This is a genomic window from Streptosporangium lutulentum, assembly GCF_030811455.1.
Taxonomy (GTDB): domain Bacteria; phylum Actinomycetota; class Actinomycetes; order Streptosporangiales; family Streptosporangiaceae; genus Streptosporangium; species Streptosporangium lutulentum.
This window is the reverse complement of sequence record NZ_JAUSQU010000001.1, coordinates 1,737,131-1,762,177: the sequence shown is the minus strand read 5'-3', so window position 1 is coordinate 1,762,177 and position 25,047 is coordinate 1,737,131. Positions and strand designations below refer to the sequence as shown.

The window sequence follows — 25,047 nt, the reverse complement described above, 5'->3', positions numbered from 1 at the left end:
ACGGATAGTCCCAAAACTTACGATCGGCTCAGTAGGTGCTCAGCACCTACGGGTGGGGCTGCTGGCGGAAGACGCCTAGGCCGAAGTGGGAGAGGTGGCCGAGTGCTAAGGGACCGGAGACTGGTTCTGCAAATTCTAGGGTGAGTCCGTAGCCGGGACGGGCCTCTGTGCGGTTGGAGCGGGACCAGCGATGTCGGGTGAACAGCGGCCAGTCGTCGGTGGCATCTCGGCTGACGCATATTGGAGCGGGAATGCCTCGTTGCGTGAGCTCGCGGGTGATTTCGGCGGTGAGATAGTCGTCCATTTCCTGGTGGCGCTTGCGGTGGCGGTAGGGCACGAACGGCGTCACCGATCGCCACTGCCGATAGGGGCCGCGTAGTTGCGCGGGCAGGATGGTCTCGGCTGTTCCGTAGGCCGCGATGCGGACCTGGAGGTCTTTCGGCCCGGGAACGTTTTTCGGGGTGCCGACGCTGCGACCAGCCAGCTTGTCGAGGGCTTGGAGTTCGTCGTCGTCGAGGCCGCCGGGCACCCACAGGAGTATCTCGTCGATGCGCCGGTCGCCGTCTTGGTCCCACGGCAGGAAATGAGCGTGTTGGTGGTAGGTGAGCGGGGTGTCGTCGTGATTCTTACCGGCCAGGAGACTGGTGGCTTTTGCCTGCCGGATACCGCTGAGCTCTTTGACCGCGGCTGCGCGGAAGGCATCAGTGAGGGCGACGGTGGCACGAATTGAGGGTTGGGCGGTGCCGGCCACGGCGATCCGGACGGCAGTCACGTTGGTCGCGCCGCCGTTGCCCCCGGTGCGGTGAGAGATGGAGCGTTTCCGGTTTCCCGTGGGTTTGGAGGCAGGGAGGAGGTCGTGGCCGGGCCCAGGAAGGGTGTAGGAAATCAGGCGGGTGGCGGGTGGGTAGAGGAGCTTGGCGGCGCGGATGTCGGCAGGCCGCGCGGTGAGCGCGACGATATCCAACGGCAGTTCGGGAACGAGGAGGTCGATTTCTTCGTGGCCGTTGAGTTCTTCGTCTGACAGGTCGGTGGGAACGGCGAGTCGTGGTGGCCCGTCCAGCGAGGGGGTCCAGTCGGGCGCCAGGCGTGCCTCGCAGATGCTGTCGGCGCGGCCCAGGTAGGGCAGTGATTGCAGCAGTCGCTCCAGCAGGGACTGCTGCTGCGGGGTGAGGGTGAGGGACCAGTGGGCGTAGATGGTGGCATCACCCCCCAGAGCGACGAAGGCGTCGATGACCTTGTCGGTGCTCGGCTTGCCCGCCCGGTGTTTGCTGTCGGGGTAGTAGTGGCGGCTGTGCGCTGGGCGGTAGGGCGGCAGCGTGTAGGACGGCGGCTGAGCCAGCAGGGACAGCAAGTCGTGGACCTGCTCCTCCGGCAGGTCGGGTATGCGGAGTTTCCAGGTGGAATACAGCGCGCGCAGCAGCCGCCACGGCGAGGGCGGCAGTTCCACGGCGCCTTCGTTGACGTACTTGCCCCAGGGGGTGGCGTGGTAGCGCCGCCAGGGGAAATGCAGGGCGACGGTGAGCATCTCAGCCCTTCCAGCCAACGGTGATCACATTGGTGTCACCGAAGTCGTCGTGGCGTCGTTTGATCAGTTCGGTGATCCGGGCGCTCAGATCGTCCTGGGAGGGAAGGTCATACAATCCGCTGGGGCCGCTGACGACATCGAGGTCACACGCGGTTCGCAGGCGCAGTCCTGAAGACAGCAGGGAGCGGATCTCCCACAGGGCGATGGCGATGAGCAGCTCGGTGGTCTCGGGAGCCAGCCCGTAGGAGCGGATCAGCTCCACGTCGACGACGAAGTACGCCCTGATGGTGCGGGCGGTCCATTCGATGCGGTGGAACGGGATGGACCCGTAGCCCTCGCTGGTGCCGCCGGATGCGCCTTCGAGGCCGTGCCGTACGAGATCGGATTTACGGCCGCCGCTCACGGCTCGGCGCACGTCGTGCGCCTCGATGACACCGGACACCGCGCGAGTGAACCGGGGCTGCCCCACCCAGACTTTCTGATTGAAGAAGACTCCGTGCAGCAGGCAGAACGGGTCCAAGCGCAGCAGGGCCGCAGCCATCCGCGGATAGCTCAGCGGGGTGTCTTTGACCAGACCGAGTCGTTCACGGAGCACCTCGGCCATCTTGACGCCGTCCAGCTCGGCGTCACGGACGAACGCTGAGGTGAGCCGGTGGGCCTCCACCCGGCTGGAGGTGCGGTATTCCCCGGTGCCGGCCTGCTCGACGCGCACGTACGGCAGAGCTGCCAGCAGATCGACCGGTTGCTGAGCGCCGCGGTCCCATGCCATGGCTTCCAGCCGGTTGGCCATGGATTGGACGGATTCGACCAGCAGCGCCTCGGTCGTCTGGCCGTCATCGTCGAATCGCTCGAACACCGCTGCGCCGATGTCGGGGAAGCCGGTGGGCTGGAACGTCGAGCCGAGGAGTGGCTGCAGTTCAGCAGTGAAACGGAGCCGGGGGACGTCCAGGGGGATCACGTAAGAATTCCTTCGTTCTGGTCGGACAGGTCGGGGGTGGGGATTTGGCAGGTGGCGTTCAGCGCGCGGATGCGATGCGCGGGTGGGACGAGAAGGAGGAGAGCGGCGGCCAGGCGCACGCCGTCGATCCTGTTTGCCCGTAAAGCGGGTTCGGTGACCACCGGCGGGCAGCCGGCCAGCTTCAGCCGCAGCAGCACATCGGCCAGCACGTTCGAGGGCCCGGCGGCGATCAGGCGGGGGACCCAGTCGGCCCGAGGGGAAAAATCGATCGTCACCGGACGAGGTGGCGTGCCAATCTGCATGTTCAGCGCATGGGTGCCGAAGAACGGCAAAAAGATGCGGATGATCGGATGGCGCGCGTGCCGATCTTCGTCGCCGAAGGGTTCGGCGGCCTTGGCGTCGCAACCCAGGACAAGTAATCCCCGTAGATAATCGGCGATCAGCTCATCGTTGGTGTCGCCGAGTGTGAATCGTTCCAGCAGTGCCGCGGGCACCCATCGCCCATGAGGGAAAGCCGCCCGTGAGGAGATCGGCTCAGTCGGCAGGTCTTTCGCTCCGGGACGAGAGTCGGCGGCCGGAGGCAGGAAGGTGCGTCGACGGTGGGCTTCGGCCAGGGCCTTGGCCAGCGTGGAACCGGTGATCTCGATACCGGTCGCAGGCTGGTCGGACCAGGTCAAACCCGCAGCAGCGCTGATGCTTATCCGGGTCAGCAGTTCCCGCAGACCGGCGTGGGGACGCGGTCGAGCGTCGCGGAGTCCGGCGTAACCCAGCGCGATGCGCAACTCCTCTCCTCCATCACCTAGCACCGGCGCCCAGGACGTCTCGCGGCTGCTGAAAGGGGGAACTTGAGCGCGTATGGCGCCGGAGCGGGCAACGGCTTCGTGGAGACGGCCGAAGGCGATGACGAAGCGACGTAGCGCTCCCGGGCCTTCACCGGTCGCCACCGCGTAGATCTCACGCTCAACCTGCCGGACCGCGGTGGCGATCCCAGCCGGAAGCAGACCGGCGCGCTGTACCCGGCGCACCCAGTCATACGGGGCACGCAGCAGGCGTTCCTCGGGGTGCCTGCGGACCTGGACGCGCCCGGCGGCGACTGCGAGGGGATTTTGGCCAAGGCGCTCGGCAATGACGAATCTGCTGAAGGATCCGATGCCTCGATCGACGCCGAGCGCGGCCACGGCCAAGACAAAGTCCAAGCCGGTCCGCGCTTGCCTACCCCGCCAGGTGGCTCGCCCCTCACCCAGCAACTGACCGATCTCGGCGAGCGTCGCCGGGCGCGGCCACAGCGGAGCCCACAGCTCTCCCTTGACCGTTTCGGCTTCGGCAGCGGTGCTATGGCCGACGGCTGTGCTGCGGGTGAGGAAGGGCAACGCAGCACTACTGGCCTCGGTGCCGTGACGGCGGACCGTGGCCCCGGCGAACAACAGCACCCCTTCCAAGGTGAGTACGTTGGCCCAGGGGTTGACGAACCCGGAGTCGTCGCTCTTCTCACCGGGTGAGGAGTGGATGCCTCCGGCTCGGCCGGGATCGTATTGACCCACGGTTTCCCGCAGATACGGCACCGACTCATCACCCATCAGCACCGCTTGGCCCCATCGGCGTGAGCGGGTCCGGTCAGCATCTGGACCGATCAACACGAGCAGCCGCTGGAGAAAGGTGGCTGACAGCTCCTGGCGGCCGAAGTTCCCGCCTGTGCCGGCGAGCGGATTGTAGGCGGGATGGGCGGCGGTGAGGGCTACCGCCGCGTCGATCCACAGGAGGGCATCATCGGGCAGCATGTTGCGACACAGCTGAATGACATCGGTCTTGTGCTCTTTGGCCCACAACTCTTCACCCGTGCCGCCGTAGCTGCGGCGGCGCGCCTCAACGACAACGGCGCGACCAGCATGGATGGCCGCACGCAGTGGCGCGAGCCGTTCGGTCGTGGAGTCGGCTATGGCGGTCAGCGCGCGTTCGGCCGCTGGGCTCTTGCCGTTACCTGCGAAGCCGGAGCCGGAGTTCCACGGGGAGATGATCGGGCTGGGCCGGTAGGCGTCAATCAGCCAGTCGAGCAGCTCTTCGTGGTCCAGCCCGGTCGTCAGGACGGGCCGATTACCCACCCAGTGCAGCCGAGCACCCGGGTCACGTTGCAGCGTGAGCACGCGCAGCAGACCGAGAGCCTGGAGATAGCCGGCGAGGGTAGTCGCCGCGCAGCCACGCAGCATGATCGAGCTCACTTCGCATCCCCCGCAGCGGCCGGCACGTCGTAGGTAGCGCTGGCCCGCCAGTCGGCGACGCGGACCAGCGCTTCCAGGAAAGCAAGCCGGAACGGTCCCAAATCGGGGCGATCTCGCAGCTTCAGGACCCAGCTGACCCAGGAGGGGCGGCCGTTCTCACCCCCGAGCAGAAGCATCGCCGGATCGAGAATGATCTCGGGTGTCTGCCCGCCGTACGGCACCTGGACCGCAGGAACAAGGTCTCCCGCCGCTACACCGAGGATGCGCGGCGGCTCTTCGCCGCTCTCGTCGCCCACGGAACGGACCGAGAGGCGGACCTTGCCATGGTGTGCGGCAGCAAGGTAGGCCACCAGATCGGGCTCGGCCGCATCGTCGAGCAACCGGCAGTCGGGATGCAGCAGCATCAGCGCGCTCACCAACTCGTGGCGAAAATACCGCCTGCTGTGCCGCCCGCTTCGATGCGGAGACTTCGCCCACAGCGAGGCCGGCCCCTCAACATGGTCGCCGTCGTTGAGGATGTCGGCCTCGGGCGTCTTCTGATCGGCGCCGGTCAGCGTGGTCTGGAACACCGGGTGGGCCTTGCCGAGGTCGTGATAGCGGCCGGCGAGTATCGCCGCCTCAATCATGGTGGGTGTCAGGCCGGGCAGCGGCGCCAGTTCCTCAGCAAGAGACGCAACTTCGCGATCGACGTCGCCGAGATGTTCGAGCAGCGTGACCCAGCGGCCGCGGCGGAAGCTGGGACTGTCATCGGGCAGCGTGTCGCCCGACTCCTCTGCGGCGCTCATCTCAGCGACGGGCATTACCGGCGCCCCGGACTTGGGCGCCCACCCCAGCGCTGGGTCGTAGCCGCCCTTGGTGGCGTCAGCAAGCAGCACGCCGCCTGGGCGTAGATCGTCGCTTCGGGCGCGCCGCCATTTTCCGCCCAGAGGATCTTGCGCCCACAACAGCATCTGATTTTTGCCGGTCTGCTTGCCGGTCACGAGGTCCCGGACATCATTGATCGGGGCGGGGCACAGCTCGTCTCGGTGGGGGAAAAGTTCGTCCTCGCCGGGTTGTCCGCCGGCCCAGCGCCGCCAGGCCACCAACAGCGTCCGGTCTTGGGCGTCGCGGATCCACGGCGTGACGTCGATGTCGTTGCCGGTGAGATCGGGCATCGTGTCGAACAGGTCAAGCAAGTCACGTCGGCGTAGCAGGGGATACAAGGCTTGTGCCTGCTTGACCGGGTGGTCTTGTAAGTCGGTTGAGGTGACTGCCTGCCCCTCCAGCGCGGTTAGCGCAGACGCGGTTTCGGCGAGGTCGCCCTCGTCGTAGGGGGCCGCTGTCGCACGGCCCGCCGGAGGCGGCGCCCACAGCAGTACCGCCTCACCGGGGCCGTACTCTCCGGCTCGATTGCATCGACCCGCCCGTTGCACGACCGAACTCCAGGGCGCCGCCTCGGTGAATAGGGTGCGCGAGGAGATGTCGATTCCTGCCTCAAGGACCTGTGTGGTCACCACGATCTGCCCAGCCGGCGAAAGCTCAGCCGCCAGCCGATCGGCCGCAGCGCGACGCTCTACCGGCCGGAACCGGGAATGCACCAGGAGCAGATCAGCGTCAGGGGCGGCCTTGAGTAGCTGCTCGTACACCGCCGCTGCCCGATCAACCGTGTTGAACACGCCGATCGTGCGAGTGCCCGCACGATGGTGGTCAGCCAGCGCAGCGGCGACTTCCGCGGGATACCGATTGGTGTCATCGGTGAGGTTGAGCCGGTGAACGGTCCGCGTGGCGTCAAGGCGGCGTTTCAGCGGACCGTGGCGATCCTCAAGACTCAACTGCATGACCCGAGTCGCGGGAGCGTGATCGATGGTGGCGATGTCCTCGGGCGACAACGTGGCCGACATCCACATGGTGGCGGTCGGCGTGGCCGTTCCCATCCGATCGCGGAACGCCTGCAGCTGAATCGACGTCGGCAACGCCGGACCGAGCAGCTGGGTCTCATCGAACACCCACTGGGTGTCAGTGTGCAGCAGTGCGAACGAGATCGGCCAGCGTGGCCGGGGCTCGGCATATCCACGCATCAAGGCCCGAGAGAGCACCATGTCCTGCGTGCCGACCAGGATCGCGGATTTGTCCGGATGAGACTGCCAGGCCGAATCGTCGCGATCGACTCCGCCCATCAGGACGTGCACACCGACCTCGTTCGACATCCCGACGCGGCTCAGCCATGTCGTGATGTGACCGACCGTCTGCTCGACCAGGCCACGTAGTGGCAAGACGTAGACCAGCCGACGTGGGGTCTCCTCCGGGCAGACGTTACGGCGCCATACCCAGGGCAACACGGCCGCCATCGTCTTGCCCGCCCCGGTCGGCACCCGCAGGACCTGCGGAAATCCCTCCGCCGCCAACTGCTCCTGGTACGGATACGGACCATAAGCCTGATCGGTCGCACGGAGAACGAAATCCGCAAAGGCGTCAATCATCGCATTACCTCACAAATATTCCCGCTTAGCGGCACAACTGTTGAGGATGCCAGAAGCTACCGACAGATCTTCAAGGAGCGCCGACGGCTTGACGGAGGAAGACCAAGAGTGAAAGGGGCTATTTTGCTGCACTTGTCACAGAACTTCCCATAATGTGCAAACCACCCACATTTAGACTTATCGGAAATCGATTGATTGATCATGGATGCGTCGCCAGACTCGTGAAGGTCGGGTAATCACTGCAAGCAGAAACCGAAGAGATGCTCCAAGAAATTAGCACATACGCGCCGTTGATGTATGTTTTAGCCCTTGCCGGGCCACTTCTCCTCCTCTGGCGCCGGAAGAGGAGAGAGGTCGGGGGAAAGGGGATACTCTTTCGTCGTTGGGCCTTGAGGGGAGACCTCGAAACTAATCGAGGTATTTCCGCCAAGGTCGAAATCCAACGCTCAGACCCACCCGGTGGGAAGGTCGCCGCTCGTCGACCACCGGACTCAAAAAAGTAAAGATTTTACTTCGCCCCGAGGACTCATCTCGGCTCCATTGCGGCTGCTTTCAGTGGTTCGAATGCTCTAAAATCGGCAACCCCAAGATCTTTTTATCTTGGGCTCCACTACGTTGGTCGTTCGATCCCGGCGTCACTGTCGGGCCCCATTGCGGCGAGTCCGGAGGAGCGCCGCCGACCATCCTTCGGGCAAATCCCTCGCCGTCGGGTTCCCGGCGCCACCTGGCTGGCCACACAAGCTCTGCCTTTGCTACGCGTCACCGGGGACGGCCGAAACGTCTCCGCCGCAACCGGCGCACCGTGATGATCTGGCCTCTGTGGAAACCCGCCCTCGACATCCACGCCGTCCAAGCACTGCTCGACCACCCATCCCTGCGGCCCGCACCCACGCGACAAGGACAGTTGGCTATCCTGTCCATCCCCTGGAACACAAGGGTCTTATCCCTCTGGGCGTCTTCGACGTCTACGGAGCAGAACGTCAGCCCATCGAAGGCGGCAAGAGCGCCGGCGTCCTCGTTCCTGTCTGCATCGCTAATGGGCCAGACTGATCTCTCGTTCGGCTCCCTCGGTTCGATCGCTCCTTGACAACACCACAAGCAAAACTGGTTCCCCGCGAATCCCCGCGGCCTGAGTTCGGAACCTCAAGTACGCACGCTTTCCCGGGGAGGTTCCCAACCCCAACCAAGCCGTTTCACGGACAAAACGGCTAACTCTTGCGTACCATCCCGTGCACGTTCGGTTATTTCCCCAGCTCACGAACTGCTCCATCCCGGTTTCACTACCGGGCCTCATTGCGGGAGGCTATCTGGAGTGAACAGACCCACCTCCCACCAGCCGCTCCATCCCGGTTTCACCGCCGGGCCTCATTGCGGCGGGTAGCTCTTCAGCTCGTTGCCGGTCCAGATCTGCGCCTTCATCCCGATTTCACGGCCGGGCTTCATTGCGGGGTCATGGCGACGCCGTGGAGCCGGATGCCTGGGCGGGTTCCATCCCGGTTTCATCGCCGGACTTCATTGCGGGGAGACGGCGGCTTACGTGGCGCTCGCCGACGTGGAGGCTCCATCCCGGTTTCACCGCCGGGCCTCATTGCGGGACGTCCACGATGATCGACGCCCCCGTCGGGGCCGTCGCTCCATCCCGGCTTCATCGCCGGGCTTCATTGCGGGTCCAGCTGCGCCTGAGCCGTTTTGGTGTCAACGTCGAGAGAGCTCCATCCCGGCTTCATCGCCGGGCTTCATTGCGGGCATGTGATGTCCTCCGTATATGCGTTCACCGGCCAGGACTCCATCCCGGTTTCATCGCCGGGCTTCATTGCGGGACCAGGGTGAAATTGGCGGTGTCGCCAAGGTAGTTGCTCCATCCCAGCTTCATAGCCGGGCTTCATTGCGGGTGCTGGAGCTGCTCGATCTTCAACCGCTGGGCGGCGCGTTCCATCCCGGTTTCATCGCCGGGCTTCATTGCGGGTCGCGAGCCGGGAACATGCCGTCCCACGGATCGACGTGCTCCATCCCGGTTTCACTACCGGGCATCATTGCGGCGACCGTGCCAGCGACACCCCCACTACCTCCTAGCAGCAGCTCCATCCCGACTTACCGTCGGGCCTCATTGCGGGACGAAAGGCGCACCGCCCGCCTTTGCGAACGCGTCCAGGCTTCACTCCGGTTTCGCCGCCGGGCCTCATTGCGGGTCGTACAGCTTTCAGCCGCGTTCGGCGTCTTTCTCTGGTTCGATCCCGGTTTCGCGACCGGGCCTCATTGTGGCGTGACGCCGGCCCACGCCGACTCCCACTCGATGGCGCTTCATCCCGACTTCATAGCCGGGCTTCATTGCGGGAAGTTTTCGGCGAACTTGCCAGTCTTGGCGGCGGTGCTCGATCCCGGTTTCACCACCGGGCCTCATTGTGGCGTGCCGTAGAGGCAGGGCCTTGGCCCCAAAATGTGGACACCAGCTGTCATGCGGCGAGCAGGACCCTATCGGACCGCTGCTCGTAGGTGATCGGGCTGAGGTAGTTCAGGCTGGAGTGCCTCCTTCGGGTGTTGTAGCGAGTGATCCACTTGAAGACCTCCAGGCGAGCCTGGCGGGCCGAGGACCAGCGTTTGGCGCCCTGCAGCGTCTCGCGTTTGAGAGTGGCGTTGAACGCCTCGGCGGCAGCGTTGTCCGCGCTTGTCCCGACGGCGCCCATCGACTGGCGAACACCGAACTCCTTGCACACGGCGGCGAAGTCGGCGGAGGTGTATTGCGCCCCGTGATCGGAGTGAAAGACCGCCCCGGCCAGGTCACCACCCCGCGTGGCGGCGGCTGCCCGCAGCGCGTCGGTCACCAGCTCGGTGCGCATGTGATCGGCGATCGACCAACCAGCCAGGCGACGTGAATGCAGGTCCAGCACCGTCGCGAGATACAAGAACTGTCCCTCACCGACGGGCAGATAGGTGATGTCGCCCACGTACCGCTGGTTCGGCGCGGCCGCGGTGAAGTCCCGCTTGATCAGGTCGGGCATCTTCTGATGGGAGGGCTCGGGCACCGTGGTGCGGACCCTCTTACGCAGATGCAGCCCGACGATGCCGAAGACCCGCATGATCCGCGCCACCCGCTTGTGATTGACCCGCCGGCCCGCATCGCGCAGCTCGGCAGTCACCCGCGGGCTGCCGTAGGTGCCATCGAAGTCGGCGTGGATCTGCCTGATCTCCGCCGCGAGCGCAGCGTCGGCCGCCGTCCGCACCGCCCTCGCCGGTGTGGCGGCCACCCACCGATAGAACCCCGACCGGGAGACCTCCAGCACTCGGCACAGTCGCTTCACCCCGAAGGCGTCACGGTGATCGGCAACGAACTGGAAGCGACTCACCAGTTCGTCTCCCCGGCGAAATACTTGGCCGCCCGCCGCAAAATCTCGCGCTCCAGCTCCAGTTCCCGGATCCGGGCCCGCAACTGCTTGTTCTCCTCTTCCAGCACGTTGCCGGAGGTTACCAATCCCGTCGGCGGCCTCTTCACCGAGCCCGTCTTCGGAGCAGTGCCGGCAGACCGCGCCTGGTGCACCCACAGGCGCAACGTCTCACGGTTGACGCCCAGGTCCTTGGCCACCGACGCGTACGTCCGCGACGGGTCCGACAGATACAACGCGACGGCGTCTGTCTTGAACTCAACTGAGTAGGCCTTCATGGCCACGAGGAACTCCTTGGTCTCCAGATCTCTATGATCTGGCACTCAAGATGTCCACACCTCGGGGTGAAGGCCCCAGCACCCCCGAGGCGGGCGCCTTGGAATGCGGCTGCCCATCCGTAACGACATGGAGAGCCCGATTCGATGACCGCGCATGCTGGCAAGCCTGCTTCCGGGCATCCGCGAGTTCCATATTTCAGGCCACTGTGTAGCGCGTGGAGCCGATATCCTGGGCCGCCCCGGTGAAGTTGGAGGCTAGATCGCTTGGTTCTCGATCGCCAGGCCGCCGTCGGCGGTTGATCGGTGGAACGTCTCCTCGTACTCGGCCGGAGGAACGTTCCCGCAGTAAGAATGTAGCCTTTCAGAATTATACCAGGCAACCCATTCCATGGTGGAAATCGTCACATCCATGACGCCTTTCCAGCCGCCATGGAACTCGATTAGCTCCTTCTTGTAGAGACTGTTGAGCGACTCCGCAGCGGCATTGTCATACGAATCGCCTTTGCTGCCCACAGAACGAGCCGCACCGACCTGGTCGAGCCGTTCGGCGTAGCGGATAGAAGTATATTGAACGCCTCTATCGGAATGGTGAACAAGGTCATCGATGACGCCTCCACGCGCCCAGATCGCCATTTCCAGGGCGTCGAGTGCCAGATCGGTGCCCAGGTGGTCGGCGACCTGCCAGCCGACGATCCGACGGGAGTACAGGTCCTGGACGAACGCGGTGTACACCCAGCCGGAGGCGGTGGCGACATAGGTGATGTCCGCGACCCATCGCAGGTCCGGCCGGCCCGCGGTGAAGTTGCGTTCCAGCAGGTCACCGGGTCGATCGGCGCCGGGGACGGTGGTCCGGGGCCGTTTGCGCGACCAGGTCGCCCCGCACAGGCCCAGCTCGCGCATCAGCCGCTCGACCGTGCACCGGGCGACCGTGACGCCCTGGCGGTTGAGCTGGCCCCACACCTTCCGCGCCCCATATAGGCCACGTCCCGGGCCGTTCCACACTTTCAGGATCTCCTTTTTCACCTCTTCGTCCCGGACCGCACGAGCCGACGGATTCGACTCCCGTTTCTTCGCCGCCCAGTACGTGGACGGCGCGAACTCCAGCACGGCACAGATCGGCTCCACACCGAACCGTTCGCGATGGGTATCGATGAACTCGACTAGCGCGGCAGTCTGGGATCGAGTTCCCGGGCGAAATACGCCGAGGCGGCCTTCAGGATCTCGTTCGCCCGCCGCAACTCGCGATTCTCACGCTCGAGTTCGGTGATCCGCTGGGCGTCAGAAGTCGATGTCCCCGGGCGCTTCCCGCCATCGACCTCGGCCTGGCGCACCCAGGTCCGTAGCGCCTCGCGGTGCACCCCGAGCTGGTCTGCGACCCGGGCCAGCACGCCCGCCCCCTCACCGGCCGCACGCAGCTCGAAAACCATACGGACAGCGCGTTCCCGCAGCTCAGGGGCATACTTCCTCGGTGGTGCCATAACTCCTCACCCTTCCAGGTATCGGAGCCTCCAACTAACTCGGGGTGGCCCATCCACCTGAATGACCGGGCGGGTGTCTCTTCATGAGGGCCGTTTAAGGGTGCCCCCTCTTCATATATGTCAAGGGCTGGTAGGGAGCTGGACCTGTACCTGTGGGGGCACGCAGTGTCAGTGGGCAAGCCAACCGTGACGCGGATGAACTGGGCATGCCCCTGCCTCATCGACCGCGCGCATTTTTTGCGGATCCGTGGCGCCGACGCCGACCGCAGGCAACGTGGGCCAGGCCGACGGGACACATGCCCTTGATGCCGTGACGGTCGAGCTCGACGACGCTCATGTGACGCGGTCATCGGCTCCACTCCCTCGCCTTAGCAGAACCGTCGTAGGCGTAAGCCGTTTTCTGCCCTTGATCGCCATCGTTGCCTGTTTGCGACCTCATAGGGCCTCCTCTAGATCAATTTGGAGAGTGCTCGTGATAATATTTCTTCTCAAGAGCACTTGTTGACCTAGTCGCTACCGAAGGACACCCCCGTGACTGAGATTGCCTCCCGTGAGATCGAGGTCGCTGGCCGCCCTGTTCTGGCGGAGATCGTGCCCGCCTACGCTCCGGCCTCTGCGGTTGCCATCCACACCGATGCCGATCACTTCCTGAGCGATGCCGCTCGGGACGCTGTCGCCGCCGGAATTCCCGCCAGCACCATGCGGGCCTACACGAAGGACTGGAAGGCCTTCGACGCTTGGTGTGTCTCGCAGGGTCGCGTCTCAATGCCCGCCACCTCGCAAACCATGACGGAATACGTGACCCACCTGACGACCGCCATTTCTGCCCGCACCGGCAAGCCGTTGGGCCCGGCAAGCATTGAGCGCGCTTTGGCAGCGATCCGCACGTGGCACAACGCGGCCGACGTCAACCCGCCGCAGACGAAGGGCGCCAGGAAGGTCCTCTCCGGCTACCGCGAGTACCTCGCCACGACGCACAACCCTGCGGCGCAGACTCGCAAGGCAGCACCGGCCGGACGCGATCCCTTGCGGTCGATGCTGGACAAGATCGACCGGTCGACTCTCGCCGGTAAGCGCAACGCTGCCCTCCTCCTGCTGGGCTACGCCACCGCTGCCCGCGTCTCTGAGCTTTCCGCCCTGAACATCGCCGACGTCACCGCGACCGAGGACGGCCTGTTGGTCAACATCTACCGGCGCAAGATCAAGAAGTACACCGAGGTCGCAGTGACCTACGGCGGTGGGAAGGCAGACACCTGCCCCGTCCGTACGGTTCTGGCCTTGATCGCCGCCATGGCCGAGAAAGGTCGCACCAGCGGGCCGCTTTTCGTGCGCGTCGACATCCTCGGCAACATCGACACGCGGCAGATGATGCGCAAGGGCGTAGCCATCGGTGACCCCGAGGGCCGGATTACTGCCGAGGCCGCTGCCGAGGTCGTTACCCGGATTGCCAACACTGCTGGCCTAGAAGGTCGCTGGACCGGCCACAGTTTGCGGCGCGGGTTCGCTACGGAAGCACGTAAGGCCGGTGCTCAGTTGGAGAAGATCTCAAGGCATGGCGGTTGGGCCGACGGCAGCAAGGCAATGCTCGGGTACATCGAGGAAGGCGACAAGTGGAGGGACAACCCGGTCGCCCACCTGTAGCCACGGGAACCACAACGCGCTTGACCTCGATCCGAGGCCGGGCGCGTTCTGCATTTTCGGCCGCTGTTGTAGGTCGCATACCGGTACAGACGCAAGCGCAACACGCCAGCTTCAATGATTGACTACTATGCGCACCTAAGCGAACACTTAGCGCAAGAAGCCTCCTCGGCGTCACGCTCCGCACACACGAACCCACGGCAGGAGAAATACATATGAATACCCCACAGACGCCGGAAGGTGTCTGCCGGCGCCCTGCCATCGAAACTCCAGGCCGACGGGCCTTCATGTCCAAGACGCTCGGCGTGACGGCTGGTCTCGTCGGAGCCGCAGTGGTCGGGGCGTATGCCGCTCCGGCTTCCGCTCAGGGGTCCAAGCTACGGGCGCAGCGGAAGGGCCTCATCATGGTGCACTTCGCGAACTTCCACTGCACTAGGCCCAACGATCCCGGCGGCATCTTTGAGTCCGGTGTCGATGATGTCAGCCTGAAGTTCGACCATATTGAAATATGGCGCGGGGAAATGAAGGGTGGACGCACGCGGAACGTAGACAGGCAAATGGTCATGAGCGGACCGGAAATGCGCGTATGGGCACTAGAACACGACAATATAGGGGGCGACGACCTCCTCGGCACTCAAGTGATCAGGCAAGACGAAGTGAGTAAGGGGTGGCGCCGGGCCTACTTCCAGGTTGGCGCGGATTACTACGTCGACTACAACGTCTGGCAGAGCTGAGAAGGCATCCCAGAGACGATCCCGTGATGTAGGCGCATACGGGTCCCCGTAGTGTCGGCGAAATTTTCAACAGATATGCAGGTCAGAGCTTCCGAAAGATCTTCAAGTGCGCTTGAGGGGGACCACTGATCTGCATTGACATTGGTTCCTGCGCCGTGACGGCAACTACTTGTAGGCCTCGCTGGTCCATCGGTACGGACAGCGAAGGGGCCCCCCATCTTGGGGGCCCCTTCGCTTTGTACGGCTACAAGCAGAGAGATGAGACGCCTGTAAGACGGCTGGCCAGTGCCGCGGGTTGGCCGGTGAGCGTGGTTTTGTTGGGAGCTCCAGAAGAAGCATCCGCCATCCCGAAGGAGAGCGGGCGTCCCTCGCAGTATTCAAGGTCAGCAGCAGCGGGAATCACCGGCGCTGGCGGGTGCGGCTGCTGCGACCCTGGAGAAGGGCAGACGGTTCCGCCTCGATGAGGAAGTGTCGCCTTCCTGGAGATATCACAATCTCAGGCCATAGCGCAGGGCCCGCTTTGTGCGAGAGATCAGGAGACTTCGCTACCCCGCAGCTTGCGTGAGCCACTCACCCTTTTGGTCAGCGAATCCGCTATTCAGTGCGAACTGAAATTTGCTGATCTTCGCAGCCTGGGGCACCTCGAAGACGATGATGCCTTTACGGCTGTCACCGGCCCCCATCGTCACTGACCCGTGGAACGACACGCCTTCCTGCACGTCCCCGTACGCTGAGGAGTATTGCTGGCCTTCGGCGTCAATCACGTAGGCGCCATTGGTAGGACTGTCGCTGTAGGCCGCTTGGCCCGTGTTGTTAAGTATCAACTGGACCGCGAAGAAGCGATTTCCGGTCTCCGGCTTGGAGTAGTCGTTTTTTGGTTTCGCGTTTTCGACGACCTTTACGAGGGTCACAGCGACCTGTAGTCCAGAATCACGTCCCTGCAGAGTGATCGCGCCGCCAACAGCGGCGGCCGAAGGCTTGGCCTCTTGAACCGGTGAAGGCTGGGTGTTCTCGGCGGCGGCCGGAGACTCGGCCTCTTGAACCGGTGAAGGCTGGGTGCTCTCAGGGGCGGCCGACCGCACAGCGCCGGGCCGGTCCTCCTGCGTGGTCACCGTGGTATCGCCGCCGATACTGACGACGGTCGCAACGCAGCTGAATAGCAGCAAGATGGGTACGCAGACGATGAGAAGCCAGAACACGGGCCTTCACCCCGAGGTGTGGACATCTTGAGTGCCAGATCATAGAGATCTGGAGACCAAGGAGTTCCTCGTGGCCATGAAGGCCTACTCAGTTGAGTTCAAGACAGACGCCGTCGCGTTGTATCTGTCGGACCCGTCGCGGACGTACGCGTCGGTGGCCAAGGACCTGGGCGTCAACCGTGAGACGTTGCGCCTGTGGGTGCACCAGGCGCGGTCTGCCGGCACTGCTCCGAAGACGGGCTCGGTGAAGAGGCCGCCGACGGGATTGGTAACCTCCGGCAACGTGCTGGAAGAGGAGAACAAGCAGTTGCGGGCCCGGATCCGGGAACTGGAGCTGGAGCGCGAGATTTTGCGGCGGGCGGCCAAGTATTTCGCCGGGGAGACGAACTGGTGAGTCGCTTCCAGTTCGTTGCCGATCACCGTGACGCCTTCGGGGTGAAGCGACTGTGCCGAGTGCTGGAGGTCTCCCGGTCGGGGTTCTATCGGTGGGTGGCCGCCACACCGGCGAGGGCGGTGCGGACGGCGGCCGACGCTGCGCTCGCGGCGGAGATCAGGCAGATCCACGCCGACTTCGATGGCACCTACGGCAGCCCGCGGGTGACTGCCGAGCTGCGCGATGCGGGCCGGCGGGTCAATCACAAGCGGGTGGCGCGGATCATGCGGGTCTTCGGCATCGTCGGGCTGCATCTGCGTAAGAGGGTCCGCACCACGGTGCCCGAGCCCTCCCATCAGAAGATGCCCGACCTGATCAAGCGGGACTTCACCGCGGCCGCGCCGAACCAGCGGTACGTGGGCGACATCACCTATCTGCCCGTCGGTGAGGGACAGTTCTTGTATCTCGCGACGGTGCTGGACCTGCATTCACGTCGCCTGGCTGGTTGGTCGATCGCCGATCACATGCGCACCGAGCTGGTGACCGACGCGCTGCGGGCAGCCGCCGCCACGCGGGGTGGTGACCTGGCCGGGGCGGTCTTTCACTCCGATCACGGGGCGCAATACACCTCCGCCGACTTCGCCGCCGTGTGCAAGGAGTTCGGTGTTCGCCAGTCGATGGGCGCCGTCGGGACAAGCGCGGACAACGCTGCCGCCGAGGCGTTCAACGCCACTCTCAAACGCGAGACGCTGCAGGGCGCCAAACGCTGGTCCTCGGCCCGCCAGGCTCGCCTGGAGGTCTTCAAGTGGATCACTCGCTACAACACCCGAAGGAGGCACTCCAGCCTGAACTACCTCAGCCCGATCACCTACGAGCAGCGGTCCGATAGGGTCCTGCTCGCCGCATGACAGCTGGTGTCCACATTTTGGGGCCAAGGCCCCACGGCGCCCCTACCCGGCTTCTGCGGAGGTGGACCGTATCCATAGCCGGGCGGGGGATACGGCTGTCCATAGGGCTGACCGTATGGTTGCTGCTGGGGGTAGCCGGCTGGCGGTTGCGGTGGCTGTTCGTACGGCTGCTGTGGCTGGTGATACGGGTCCTGCGGGCCGTACTGATTCGCCATCGGAACTCCTGGGCTGGGGGTGCGTAGAAGACGCCTCAAACATCCGCCTGATTGATGGTAGCTGTGAGATTCTATGGACCAATCCGTGGGTGTCGCACTATCAGGTCAGCGCCAGAGAAGCACCTGATGACCTGAAACGTGGCTATACATCCCTCGCCTGTCTGCAGAATGCAAAACGCGTTGCAGGACCGTAACTCTTTGGCATCAATACAAGAAGTAGCTCGGGTCGAATTTCGCCCTGAGGTGGAATTTTTTAACATAAGAAGAAGACTTTCCCTTGACAGATTTTGTCGATTCGTATCGTCTGAAGAGACGCCTGGGAGCGATACACCCCGCCTCGTAGGAGGTAGGTGCTTTCCTGCGTGATCAGCCGTTCGCGGCTTGCCGAACCGGGTACTGCGCTGGCCCAGGTGCCCTACGCGCGAGGTGACTGTCCGATCTGAACCGCTGCTTCCTGAAGGGCGTGCAGTTGTACTGCACGCCCTTCGTCTTGTCCGGGCGTAAGCGGACACTAACCAAGGCGGACGACGCCCTGAAGTGCCCACCGATGGGACGGTCGGCAGCGAGTAGGAGTCCAAGATGCTCGCGCGATGGCAGGTGGCGTAGCAGGCTGTCAGAACGGCCGGTTTTTCAAAGCCTGTAGCTCCGGATCCACAACGTGCCTGACCTCGATCTGAGGTCGGGCACGTTCTTCATGTCAGGGGACGAGCACGTTGATGACGACCCCGATGGGGATGGAGATCATCGCACCGAGGGCGAAAAACATCCACTCCTGACGTCGCTCGGCGCGGATCGTGGCTTTGGTTTCACCGATCAGAATCTGCCGAATGTTCTCGGCCTGCTCATGGTCGACAGCGAGAAGCCGTTGCTGTTCTTCGGCCTGTGCGAGGAGTTCTTCGCGAGCGGTCTGCTGGGCAGCGAGGTCACGCTGTAGGTCCTCCATGAGGGTGGCGGCTTCAGTGAACCTTTTTCATCCTCTAATGGCGGTCCGCAAGTCACAGCCTGATCGCGAGCCTGCCGTTCGCCTGATGACATAGAGAAGCTCCTGGTAGACGGGTTGATCACCACAACCACGCCCGTCACAACCAGGAGCTCCGGGTGCTGTTCTATCGCGCCGCCGTCGATTTGTCGCGTTCAACGCTGAACTACGTAGCCGGCCTGATCCGCAGACGTCGCAAGGCGATCGGGTCAACCTGGCGGCGGCTGAACCCCGGACAGCAGGCCCTGCTCACACTGGTCTACCTACGCAAGGGCGATACCTTCAGCGAGCTCGGAGCCGGGTTCGGAGTGTCGACCACGACCGCATGGCGCTACGTGGAGGAGACGGTAAAACTGCTGTCGACACGCTCCCCGAAGCTCCGGCAAGCGCTGCGCAAAGCGAGCAAGGACGGCCTGCACTACCTGGTGCTGGACGGCACCCTCATCCGCACCGACCGGGTCAAGGCCGACCGGCCGTACTTCTCCGGTAAGCACCGGGTACACGGGATGAACGTCCAGGTCATCGCCTCACCAGACGGGACGATCTTATGGACCTCCGGGGCGCTGCCGGGCAAGACCCATGATCTGAGCGCCGCCCGGATCTGGGGCATCCTGCGCCAGCTGGAACGGGCCGGGATCATCACGCTCGCAGACAAGGCCTACCAGGGAGCCGAAGGCCCGGTCCTCACTCCATACAAGGGCAAGAACAAGCCCGGATCGCAGAAGCGGGCCAATCGGTCACACGCCCGCCTGCGCGGTCCAGGCGAGCGCGCGAACGCCCAGCTCAAGAGCTGGCGCATCCTGCGAAAGCTCCGCTGCAGCCCCAGCAAGGCGGGACACCTGTGCAAGGCCATCGCTGTTCTTCAGAACCACCGGCTCGCCCAAGGATGAAAAAGGCTCAGTGAATGCCAAGTTGACGCGCTCAATACGGTCGCGGATGCGTTGTCCCGGGTCTTCCTCGGCTGCTTTGAGTCGTCGCAGAGCTTGTCGGCTCTGCAGGTTGAATACGATCAGCGCCGCGAGCACTGCAACAAGCGACGATAGAATGATTCGCCAGGAGAAACTGATAGGCTGCGGATCACCTGTGAAGAACGCTACAGAAGCGGCTACGCCGCTTAACGCAATAAATACCGCGATACCTAAGAGGATCGCGGTCACCCGCTGCTGTCTGGTGATGCGCTTCATCCCGACATTGCATCGCGTTCGGCTCGTTCACTTGGGGTAAGTGATGGAATCGCAATATAGGTAGCTTGCCCGTCGCGCACCACGACAGTTCGCTCCGCTTCCATGATCGCTAAGACAGAACCTTAGTCCAGAACGTTCATGTACGGCGGCAAGTGGCGTAGCCGGTGCATGTTGCAGGCGGCATCGTTGACGGATCTGCGGCCACTGTCCCTGGGCCCTGTCGTCGACTCTGCGCACATCCCCCGAAAATAGTGGTGTTGGTCTGGCGGCGTAGTTGGTCATGTTGGTCCTGGTGTGTCTTCCTCTCTTGATGGGCCTGCTCTGAGCTCGCGCCGATTTTCTACCTGCGGAAACACCGATTGCGTCAGATCGAGACGGAAACGGCGGCAGTGGCCGGCGAAGGCAACGGATCGCACCCAGCAGCTATCTGATTACTTTTTGTGCACATCCATCCCGCAGATGTGATGGGCGCGAGAAAATGCGCCAGTGAACGGACGCAGATCGTGGTGGCCGATCCTGGCGGCAGCCTCAGCGGTGATCATATTGGCCTTCATGGTGAGCAGGGTCGCCAAAGCTCTGGATCTCAAAGAGCAGATCAACATCGCCGATCTGATGGCAGTTGCTCTGGCCGCAATCACCTTGGCGGCAGGAGCACTCATCTGGGCCAAGCAACGATCCGCATCGCCCGGACAGGTAACCAGCGAAAAAACCATCGCCGACGCGAAGCAGACGCTGATCGACCGGGTTAAAAACCAGTGGGACGCTGAGGCGATCACTCGGTCTCTGGACGATCCCGAATCGATCTCGATCACCTGGCGTCTGGTCGACGACGTCAGAATGATGGACCATCCGCGCCTGGTCGGCGAGCACCTGTTGACGTTCGGCGGTTCCAGCGACCAGATCCCCGAACTGGCCGATGCTTTCCGGGAATTGCGGCGCCGTCGGCTGGTCATTACTGGAGGCCCGGGACCGGCAAGACGACCCTGGCCATTCAGTTGCTGCTGCACCTGGTGGGGCCCAGCCGGGATGCGACCGATCCGGTGCCGGTTCTGGTACCAGTCAACGGCTGGGATACCGCTGCTTACCCACGACTGCACGACTGGCTCGCCACCCGCCTGCCCCGTGACTACCCGGCGCTGAACGCCCCACAATTCGGGCCCGACGCCGCCAAAACCCTCCTCGACCACGGCCACATCCTGCCCATTCTGGACGGCCTAGACGAGATCCCCAAACAAGCCCGCGTCGCGGTAATTGGCGCGTTGAACCGACGGCTGAATCAAGGGGATCAATTCATCCTCACCAGTCGCTTCGATGAGTTCGCCGAAGCAGTCGAGCAAGCAGGCGACGTGCTGACCGCTGCTGCGGTCATCTCCCCGGCCCCGATCGCTCCTGCCGACGCCGAAAACTACCTGCGCATCTGCCTGCCACCGGTGCCCCACCACGACTGGACGCCGATCTGGGCCGCGCTGCAAACCGCCTCCCACGCGGGCCTGAGTCGGCTCGCGGGAACTGCGCTGGGCCTGTGGCTGATACGCACCGTCTACATCACTCCCGCCACCGACCCTGCCCCCCTGATTGGCCACCTGGCCCAGCAGGAGGAGACGCTGCGGGCCCATTTGTTCAACCACCTCATCGCCGCCGTCATCGACAGCCGACCGCCCAGCGATGACCCCGCCGAACACTTTCGGCCCCGCATCGCCTGGAACCCCGATCGCGCCCGCGACCACTTGACCTACCTCGCCGGTGTGCTGCGACAGCACAGCACCTACGACCTGGCCTGGTGGCAACTCGCCCAGCACACCATCCCTCACACCGGACGACGCCGCGCCGCCTGGCGGGCCGGGCTCGTGGGCGGACTTACCGGCGGGCTTGCGGGCGGGCTTGCGGGCCTGCTTGCGAGCATGCTCGGGATCATGCTTGGGCTCGGGCTCAGGACAGGGTTCTACGGCGGGCTCGCGTTTGGGCTTATTGGCGGGTTCGTGAGCGGGCTCACGTTCGGGCGCGGTACCTGGTTCACCGAGACTCCCGGATATGCCGATCTGCATCTGCCAGGAAGAACAACTAACCTCACCAAACACTTGCGAAATGCGCTCGCAAAGTGGCTCATCTTCGGGCTCGGGCCTTGGCCCCAAAATGTGGACACCAGCTGTCATGCGGCGAGCAGGACCCTATCGGACCGCTGCTCGTAGGTGATCGGGCTGAGGTAGTTCAGGCTGGAGTGCCTCCTTCGGGTGTTGTAGCGAGTGATCCACTTGAAGACCTCCAGGCGAGCCTGGCGGGCCGAGGACCAGCGTTTGGCGCCCTGCAGCGTCTCGCGTTTGAGAGTGGCGTTGAACGCCTCGGCGGCAGCGTTGTCCGCGCTTGTCCCGACGGCGCCCATCGACTGGCGAACACCGAACTCCTTGCACACGGCGGCGAAGTCGGCGGAGGTGTATTGCGCCCCGTGATCGGAGTGAAAGACCGCCCCGGCCAGGTCACCACCCCGCGTGGCGGCGGCTGCCCGCAGCGCGTCGGTCACCAGCTCGGTGCGCATGTGATCGGCGATCGACCAACCAGCCAGGCGACGTGAATGCAGGTCCAGCACCGTCGCGAGATACAAGAACTGTCCCTCACCGACGGGCAGATAGGTGATGTCGCCCACGTACCGCTGGTTCGGCGCGGCCGCGGTGAAGTCCCGCTTGATCAGGTCGGGCATCTTCTGATGGGAGGGCTCGGGCACCGTGGTGCGGACCCTCTTACGCAGATGCAGCCCGACGATGCCGAAGACCCGCATGATCCGCGCCACCCGCTTGTGATTGACCCGCCGGCCCGCATCGCGCAGCTCGGCAGTCACCCGCGGGCTGCCGTAGGTGCCATCGAAGTCGGCGTGGATCTGCCTGATCTCCGCCGCGAGCGCAGCGTCGGCCGCCGTCCGCACCGCCCTCGCCGGTGTGGCGGCCACCCACCGATAGAACCCCGACCGGGAGACCTCCAGCACTCGGCACAGTCGCTTCACCCCGAAGGCGTCACGGTGATCGGCAACGAACTGGAAGCGACTCACCAGTTCGTCTCCCCGGCGAAATACTTGGCCGCCCGCCGCAAAATCTCGCGCTCCAGCTCCAGTTCCCGGATCCGGGCCCGCAACTGCTTGTTCTCCTCTTCCAGCACGTTGCCGGAGGTTACCAATCCCGTCGGCGGCCTCTTCACCGAGCCCGTCTTCGGAGCAGTGCCGGCAGACCGCGCCTGGTGCACCCACAGGCGCAACGTCTCACGGTTGACGCCCAGGTCCTTGGCCACCGACGCGTACGTCCGCGACGGGTCCGACAGATACAACGCGACGGCGTCTGTCTTGAACTCAACTGAGTAGGCCTTCATGGCCACGAGGAACTCCTTGGTCTCCAGATCTCTATGATCTGGCACTCAAGATGTCCACACCTCGGGGTGAAGGCCCCTCAAGGGTGGACTCGCCGTCGGGATCGTGGTCGGGCTCGTGGTCGGGTTTGGCGAGTTCGCGGGCGTGCTCGTGTTCGGGCTCGTGCTCGGGCTCGCGTTCGGATTCGCGGTCGGATCTGCGGACGGAGTGATCAAGTGGGCGGAACAGCCCGCGTCCTCCACGCTCGCAACCACACCACTGACGAGCTGGAAAGCCGACAGAGCCCTGACCCTGCTACGCGTCATAACGCTCGCGCTCGCGGTCGGGCTCACCCCAGGGCCCCGGCATAGTGGCGTTGAATGATGTGATGTCCGGTTCGCGGAGTGACGGACGCGAAGCCGGCCGGTAAGCAAGCAGGCACGATCTTCGAGATCATGAGGTTCTCTACGCCAAATGATCAGAGAAGGCCGTGCCTGCCCCCTCATCATTGCCGATCAACCCTGCCCTGAACCAACTGGCCGAAGTGAGCTGCGACTCCATGCCCGTCGTAGTCGCCGAGTACGCCAGCCTGCTGGATCAGTTACGGCAGGTTCCCGATCCGCGCGATCGACGCGGGATCCGACACGCGCTGGCTTCGGTACTGGCAGTGGCCGCAGCGGCGGTCCTGGCCGGAGCGCGGTCCTTCACCGCGATCGGCGAATGGATCGCTGATGCTCCAGTCCAGGTCCAGGCCATATTGGAGGTCAGACGCGACCCCGTGATCGGAGCTCATCGGCCACCACACGAGGCGACGATCCGCCGGTTGCTGGAGGTTGTCGACGCCGACATGCTCGATGCGATCCTCACTGGGTGGCTGACCGCCCGCCTGCAGATACACGCCGAAAGCGCCCCGACATCCGGGCGCGGCCGACAACGCCAGGCCATCGCGGTGGATGGCAAGGCGCTACGCGGTGCTCGCCTGGCCGAACACAGCACCGTGCACCTGCTGGCCGCCTTCGATCACAACTCCGGCTTGGTGCTGGCCCAGACCGACGTGGACGGCAAAACGAACGAGATCACCCGATTCCAGCCCCTGCTGGAAGGTCTTGACCTGGACGGATGTGTCCTCACCGCCGACGCGCTGCACACCCAGCGCGATCATGCCACCTTCCTGGTGACCAAGAAGAACGCCCATTACATACTGATCGTGAAGAAGAATCAGCCCAGCCTGCACACCCAGCTCAAACGCCTGCTGTGGAAACGGGTCCCCATTGCCGACCGCCGGCGCGATCGCGGACACGGCCGCGAGGAACGCCGCACGCTGAAGGTGCTCACCGTCAAAGCCGGCCTGCTCTTCCCGCACGCTGTCCAAGCCATGCAGATCAAACGCCAGGTCAGGGATCTGAAGCAGGGCAAATGGCGAACCGTGACCGTCTACGCCATCACCAGCCTGCCCACCTGGCAGGCCAGCCCCGCCGACCTCGCCGCATGGATCCGCGGCCACTGGAGCATCGAAAATCGGCTCCACTACGTCCGCGACGTCACCTACGGCGAGGACCACTCCCAAGCCCGCACCGGCAACGCACCCCGCAACATGGCCGCCCTGCGCAACCTCGCCATCGGCGTTCTGCGCCTGACCGGCGCGACCAACCTCGCCCAGGCCATCCGGCACCTCTCCCGAGACGCCACCCGCCCTCTGGCCCTCCTCGGCCTCACATGATCAAGAGCCGCCCAACCGACTTTGCCGGGGCCCTGCCGAGGACTGTCGCTATGGCCTTAGCCGTGTCCGGAGCCGTGCCGACCGACACCAGCCAGCGGTCACCCTTGGCCACCCAGATAGGGAAGTTGGTCATGGCTTTCGTGTCGGGCTGCTGGTAGAAGGCGACCTCCCGGGCGAAGAGCTCGTCGTTGCCGATAGACGTCTTGACAGAGATCAGCCCGTGCCAGCTGCCGTCCGGGCCGTAGAGCGAGCAGCTGACCGCGCGCATGCCTACCTCGGCGTCGTCCAGCTGATACTCCACTGGGTTCATGCATTTGATGCCCGCGTCGTTGATGTCGTCCACCAAGTCCTCGGCGATCACAGACCTCAGCGGACCTGCCGAGGGCGCCGACTCGATGGTGCTCGCGGCGCCGATTACCACAGTTCCGAGAATCAAGGCTGCGCCGATTCCTCCGGCGAGCCACCACATGCC

At 64.3% G+C, this 25,047-nt stretch carries 17 protein-coding genes and 1 other annotated feature; of the genes, 8 read left to right on the top strand and 9 right to left on the bottom strand.

Annotated elements, in window-relative coordinates; translation table 11 throughout:
* Positions 1-46 precede the first annotated feature (46 nt).
* The 6 genes from csb2 to J2853_RS07290 all read right to left on the bottom strand — a co-directional run bounded on the left by csb2 (position 47) and on the right by J2853_RS07290 (position 12,294).
* Positions 47-1,543, bottom strand: a complete 1,497-nt coding sequence (gene csb2 / locus J2853_RS07315) for a type I-G CRISPR-associated protein Csb2 (RefSeq protein ID WP_307556204.1) — start codon at positions 1,541-1,543, stop codon at positions 47-49.
* Positions 1,527-2,483, bottom strand: coding sequence for a type I-G CRISPR-associated RAMP protein Csb1/Cas7g (gene cas7g / locus J2853_RS07310; protein WP_307556203.1), 957 nt, complete (start codon positions 2,481-2,483; stop codon positions 1,527-1,529). The genes csb2 and cas7g overlap by 17 nt, the downstream gene beginning before the upstream one ends.
* Positions 2,480-4,699, bottom strand: coding sequence for a type I-G CRISPR-associated protein Cas8g1/Csx17 (cas8g1, locus tag J2853_RS07305; RefSeq protein ID WP_307556202.1), 2,220 nt, complete (start codon positions 4,697-4,699; stop codon positions 2,480-2,482). Before cas8g1 ends, cas7g begins: the two co-directional genes overlap by 4 nt.
* Positions 4,696-7,158 carry a type I-G CRISPR-associated helicase/endonuclease Cas3g gene (gene cas3g, locus J2853_RS07300; RefSeq protein ID WP_307556201.1) on the bottom strand — a complete coding sequence of 821 codons (2,463 nt, stop codon included), beginning with the start codon at positions 7,156-7,158 and terminating at the stop codon, positions 4,696-4,698. Before cas3g ends, cas8g1 begins: the two co-directional genes overlap by 4 nt.
* A gap of 2,453 nt (positions 7,159-9,611) precedes the next feature.
* A protein-coding gene (locus J2853_RS07295) for an IS3 family transposase (RefSeq protein WP_307568558.1) occupies positions 9,612-10,822 on the bottom strand; the annotation gives its coding sequence in 2 pieces (ribosomal slippage) (positions 9,612-10,513 and positions 10,513-10,822; 1,212 coding nt in all).
* Between the two features lie 249 nt (positions 10,823-11,071).
* Positions 11,072-12,294, bottom strand: a protein-coding gene (locus J2853_RS07290) for an IS3 family transposase (protein ID WP_307556111.1) whose coding sequence is annotated in 2 segments (ribosomal slippage) — positions 11,072-12,012 and positions 12,012-12,294 — 1,224 coding nt in all. Because the reading frame shifts where the segments join, the coding sequence is not laid out codon by codon here.
* Positions 11,906-12,019, bottom strand: a sequence feature (AL1L pseudoknot). Its footprint overlaps the gene before it by 114 nt.
* Positions 12,295-12,825: 531 nt before the next feature.
* On the opposite strand from J2853_RS07290, the gene J2853_RS07285 reads away from it, so the two are divergent.
* Both J2853_RS07285 and J2853_RS07280 read left to right on the top strand, forming a co-directional pair.
* Positions 12,826-13,935, top strand: a complete 1,110-nt coding sequence (locus J2853_RS07285) for a site-specific integrase (RefSeq protein ID WP_307556200.1) — start codon at positions 12,826-12,828, stop codon at positions 13,933-13,935.
* Positions 13,936-14,147: 212 nt separating this feature from the next.
* Positions 14,148-14,666 carry a hypothetical protein gene (locus J2853_RS07280; protein WP_307556199.1) on the top strand — a complete coding sequence of 173 codons (519 nt, stop codon included), beginning with the start codon at positions 14,148-14,150 and terminating at the stop codon, positions 14,664-14,666.
* 545 nt (positions 14,667-15,211) lie between these two features.
* Here the strand turns inward: J2853_RS07280 and J2853_RS07275 are convergent.
* Positions 15,212-15,865, bottom strand: coding sequence for a DUF4352 domain-containing protein (locus tag J2853_RS07275; protein WP_307556198.1), 654 nt, complete (start codon positions 15,863-15,865; stop codon positions 15,212-15,214).
* A 70-nt stretch (positions 15,866-15,935) separates the two neighbouring features.
* Here J2853_RS07275 and J2853_RS07270 point away from each other — a divergent pair.
* The 4 genes from J2853_RS07270 (at position 15,936) to J2853_RS07255 (ending at position 21,713) form a co-directional block, all read left to right on the top strand.
* Positions 15,936-17,146, top strand: a protein-coding gene (locus tag J2853_RS07270; RefSeq protein WP_307568558.1) for an IS3 family transposase whose coding sequence is annotated in 2 segments (ribosomal slippage) — positions 15,936-16,245 and positions 16,245-17,146 — 1,212 coding nt in all. Because the reading frame shifts where the segments join, the coding sequence is not laid out codon by codon here.
* A gap of 873 nt (positions 17,147-18,019) precedes the next feature.
* Positions 18,020-18,295 (top strand): hypothetical protein, encoded by a 276-nt coding sequence (locus J2853_RS07265; RefSeq protein WP_307556197.1) that lies wholly within the window; start codon positions 18,020-18,022, stop codon positions 18,293-18,295.
* A 164-nt stretch (positions 18,296-18,459) separates the two neighbouring features.
* The gene (locus J2853_RS07260) at positions 18,460-19,230 is read left to right on the top strand and encodes a transposase family protein (protein ID WP_307554833.1); all 771 of its coding nucleotides are present in this window, start codon (positions 18,460-18,462) and stop codon (positions 19,228-19,230) included.
* A 1,289-nt stretch (positions 19,231-20,519) separates the two neighbouring features.
* Positions 20,520-21,713, top strand: a complete 1,194-nt coding sequence (locus J2853_RS07255) for an NACHT domain-containing protein (protein ID WP_307556196.1) — start codon at positions 20,520-20,522, stop codon at positions 21,711-21,713.
* On the opposite strand, the gene J2853_RS07250 is transcribed toward J2853_RS07255, so the two are convergent.
* Positions 21,674-22,884, bottom strand: a protein-coding gene (locus tag J2853_RS07250) for an IS3 family transposase (protein ID WP_307568558.1) whose coding sequence is annotated in 2 segments (ribosomal slippage) — positions 21,674-22,575 and positions 22,575-22,884 — 1,212 coding nt in all. Because the reading frame shifts where the segments join, the coding sequence is not laid out codon by codon here. The genes J2853_RS07255 and J2853_RS07250 overlap by 40 nt on opposite strands.
* Positions 22,885-22,981: 97 nt before the next feature.
* Between J2853_RS07250 and J2853_RS07245 the strand changes: the two genes are divergently transcribed.
* Positions 22,982-23,239: a hypothetical protein gene (locus J2853_RS07245; protein ID WP_307556195.1), complete on the top strand. Its 258-nt coding sequence runs from the start codon at positions 22,982-22,984 to the stop codon at positions 23,237-23,239.
* A gap of 175 nt (positions 23,240-23,414) precedes the next feature.
* On the top strand, positions 23,415-24,575 hold the full coding sequence (locus J2853_RS07240; RefSeq protein ID WP_307555645.1) for an ISAs1 family transposase: 1,161 nt from the start codon (positions 23,415-23,417) through the stop codon (positions 24,573-24,575).
* Here the strand turns inward: J2853_RS07240 and J2853_RS07235 are convergent.
* Positions 24,568-25,044, bottom strand: a complete 477-nt coding sequence (locus J2853_RS07235) for a hypothetical protein (RefSeq protein WP_307556194.1) — start codon at positions 25,042-25,044, stop codon at positions 24,568-24,570. The two genes, J2853_RS07240 and J2853_RS07235, sit on opposite strands and share 8 nt — an antisense overlap.
* Positions 25,045-25,047 lie beyond the last annotated feature (3 nt).

What these genes read in the sequence shown, in the direction of transcription:
- J2853_RS07240 (WP_307555645.1), top strand. Translation starts at nt 23,415, where the DNA reads ATGCCCGTCGTAGTCGCCGAGTACGCCAGCCTGCTGGATCAGTTACGG.
- cas3g (WP_307556201.1), bottom strand. Translation starts at nt 7,158, where the DNA reads ATGATTGACGCCTTTGCGGATTTCGTTCTCCGTGCGACCGATCAGGCT.
- J2853_RS07235 (WP_307556194.1), bottom strand. Translation starts at nt 25,044, where the DNA reads ATGTGGTGGCTCGCCGGAGGAATCGGCGCAGCCTTGATTCTCGGAACT.
- J2853_RS07280 (WP_307556199.1), top strand. Translation starts at nt 14,148, where the DNA reads ATGAATACCCCACAGACGCCGGAAGGTGTCTGCCGGCGCCCTGCCATC.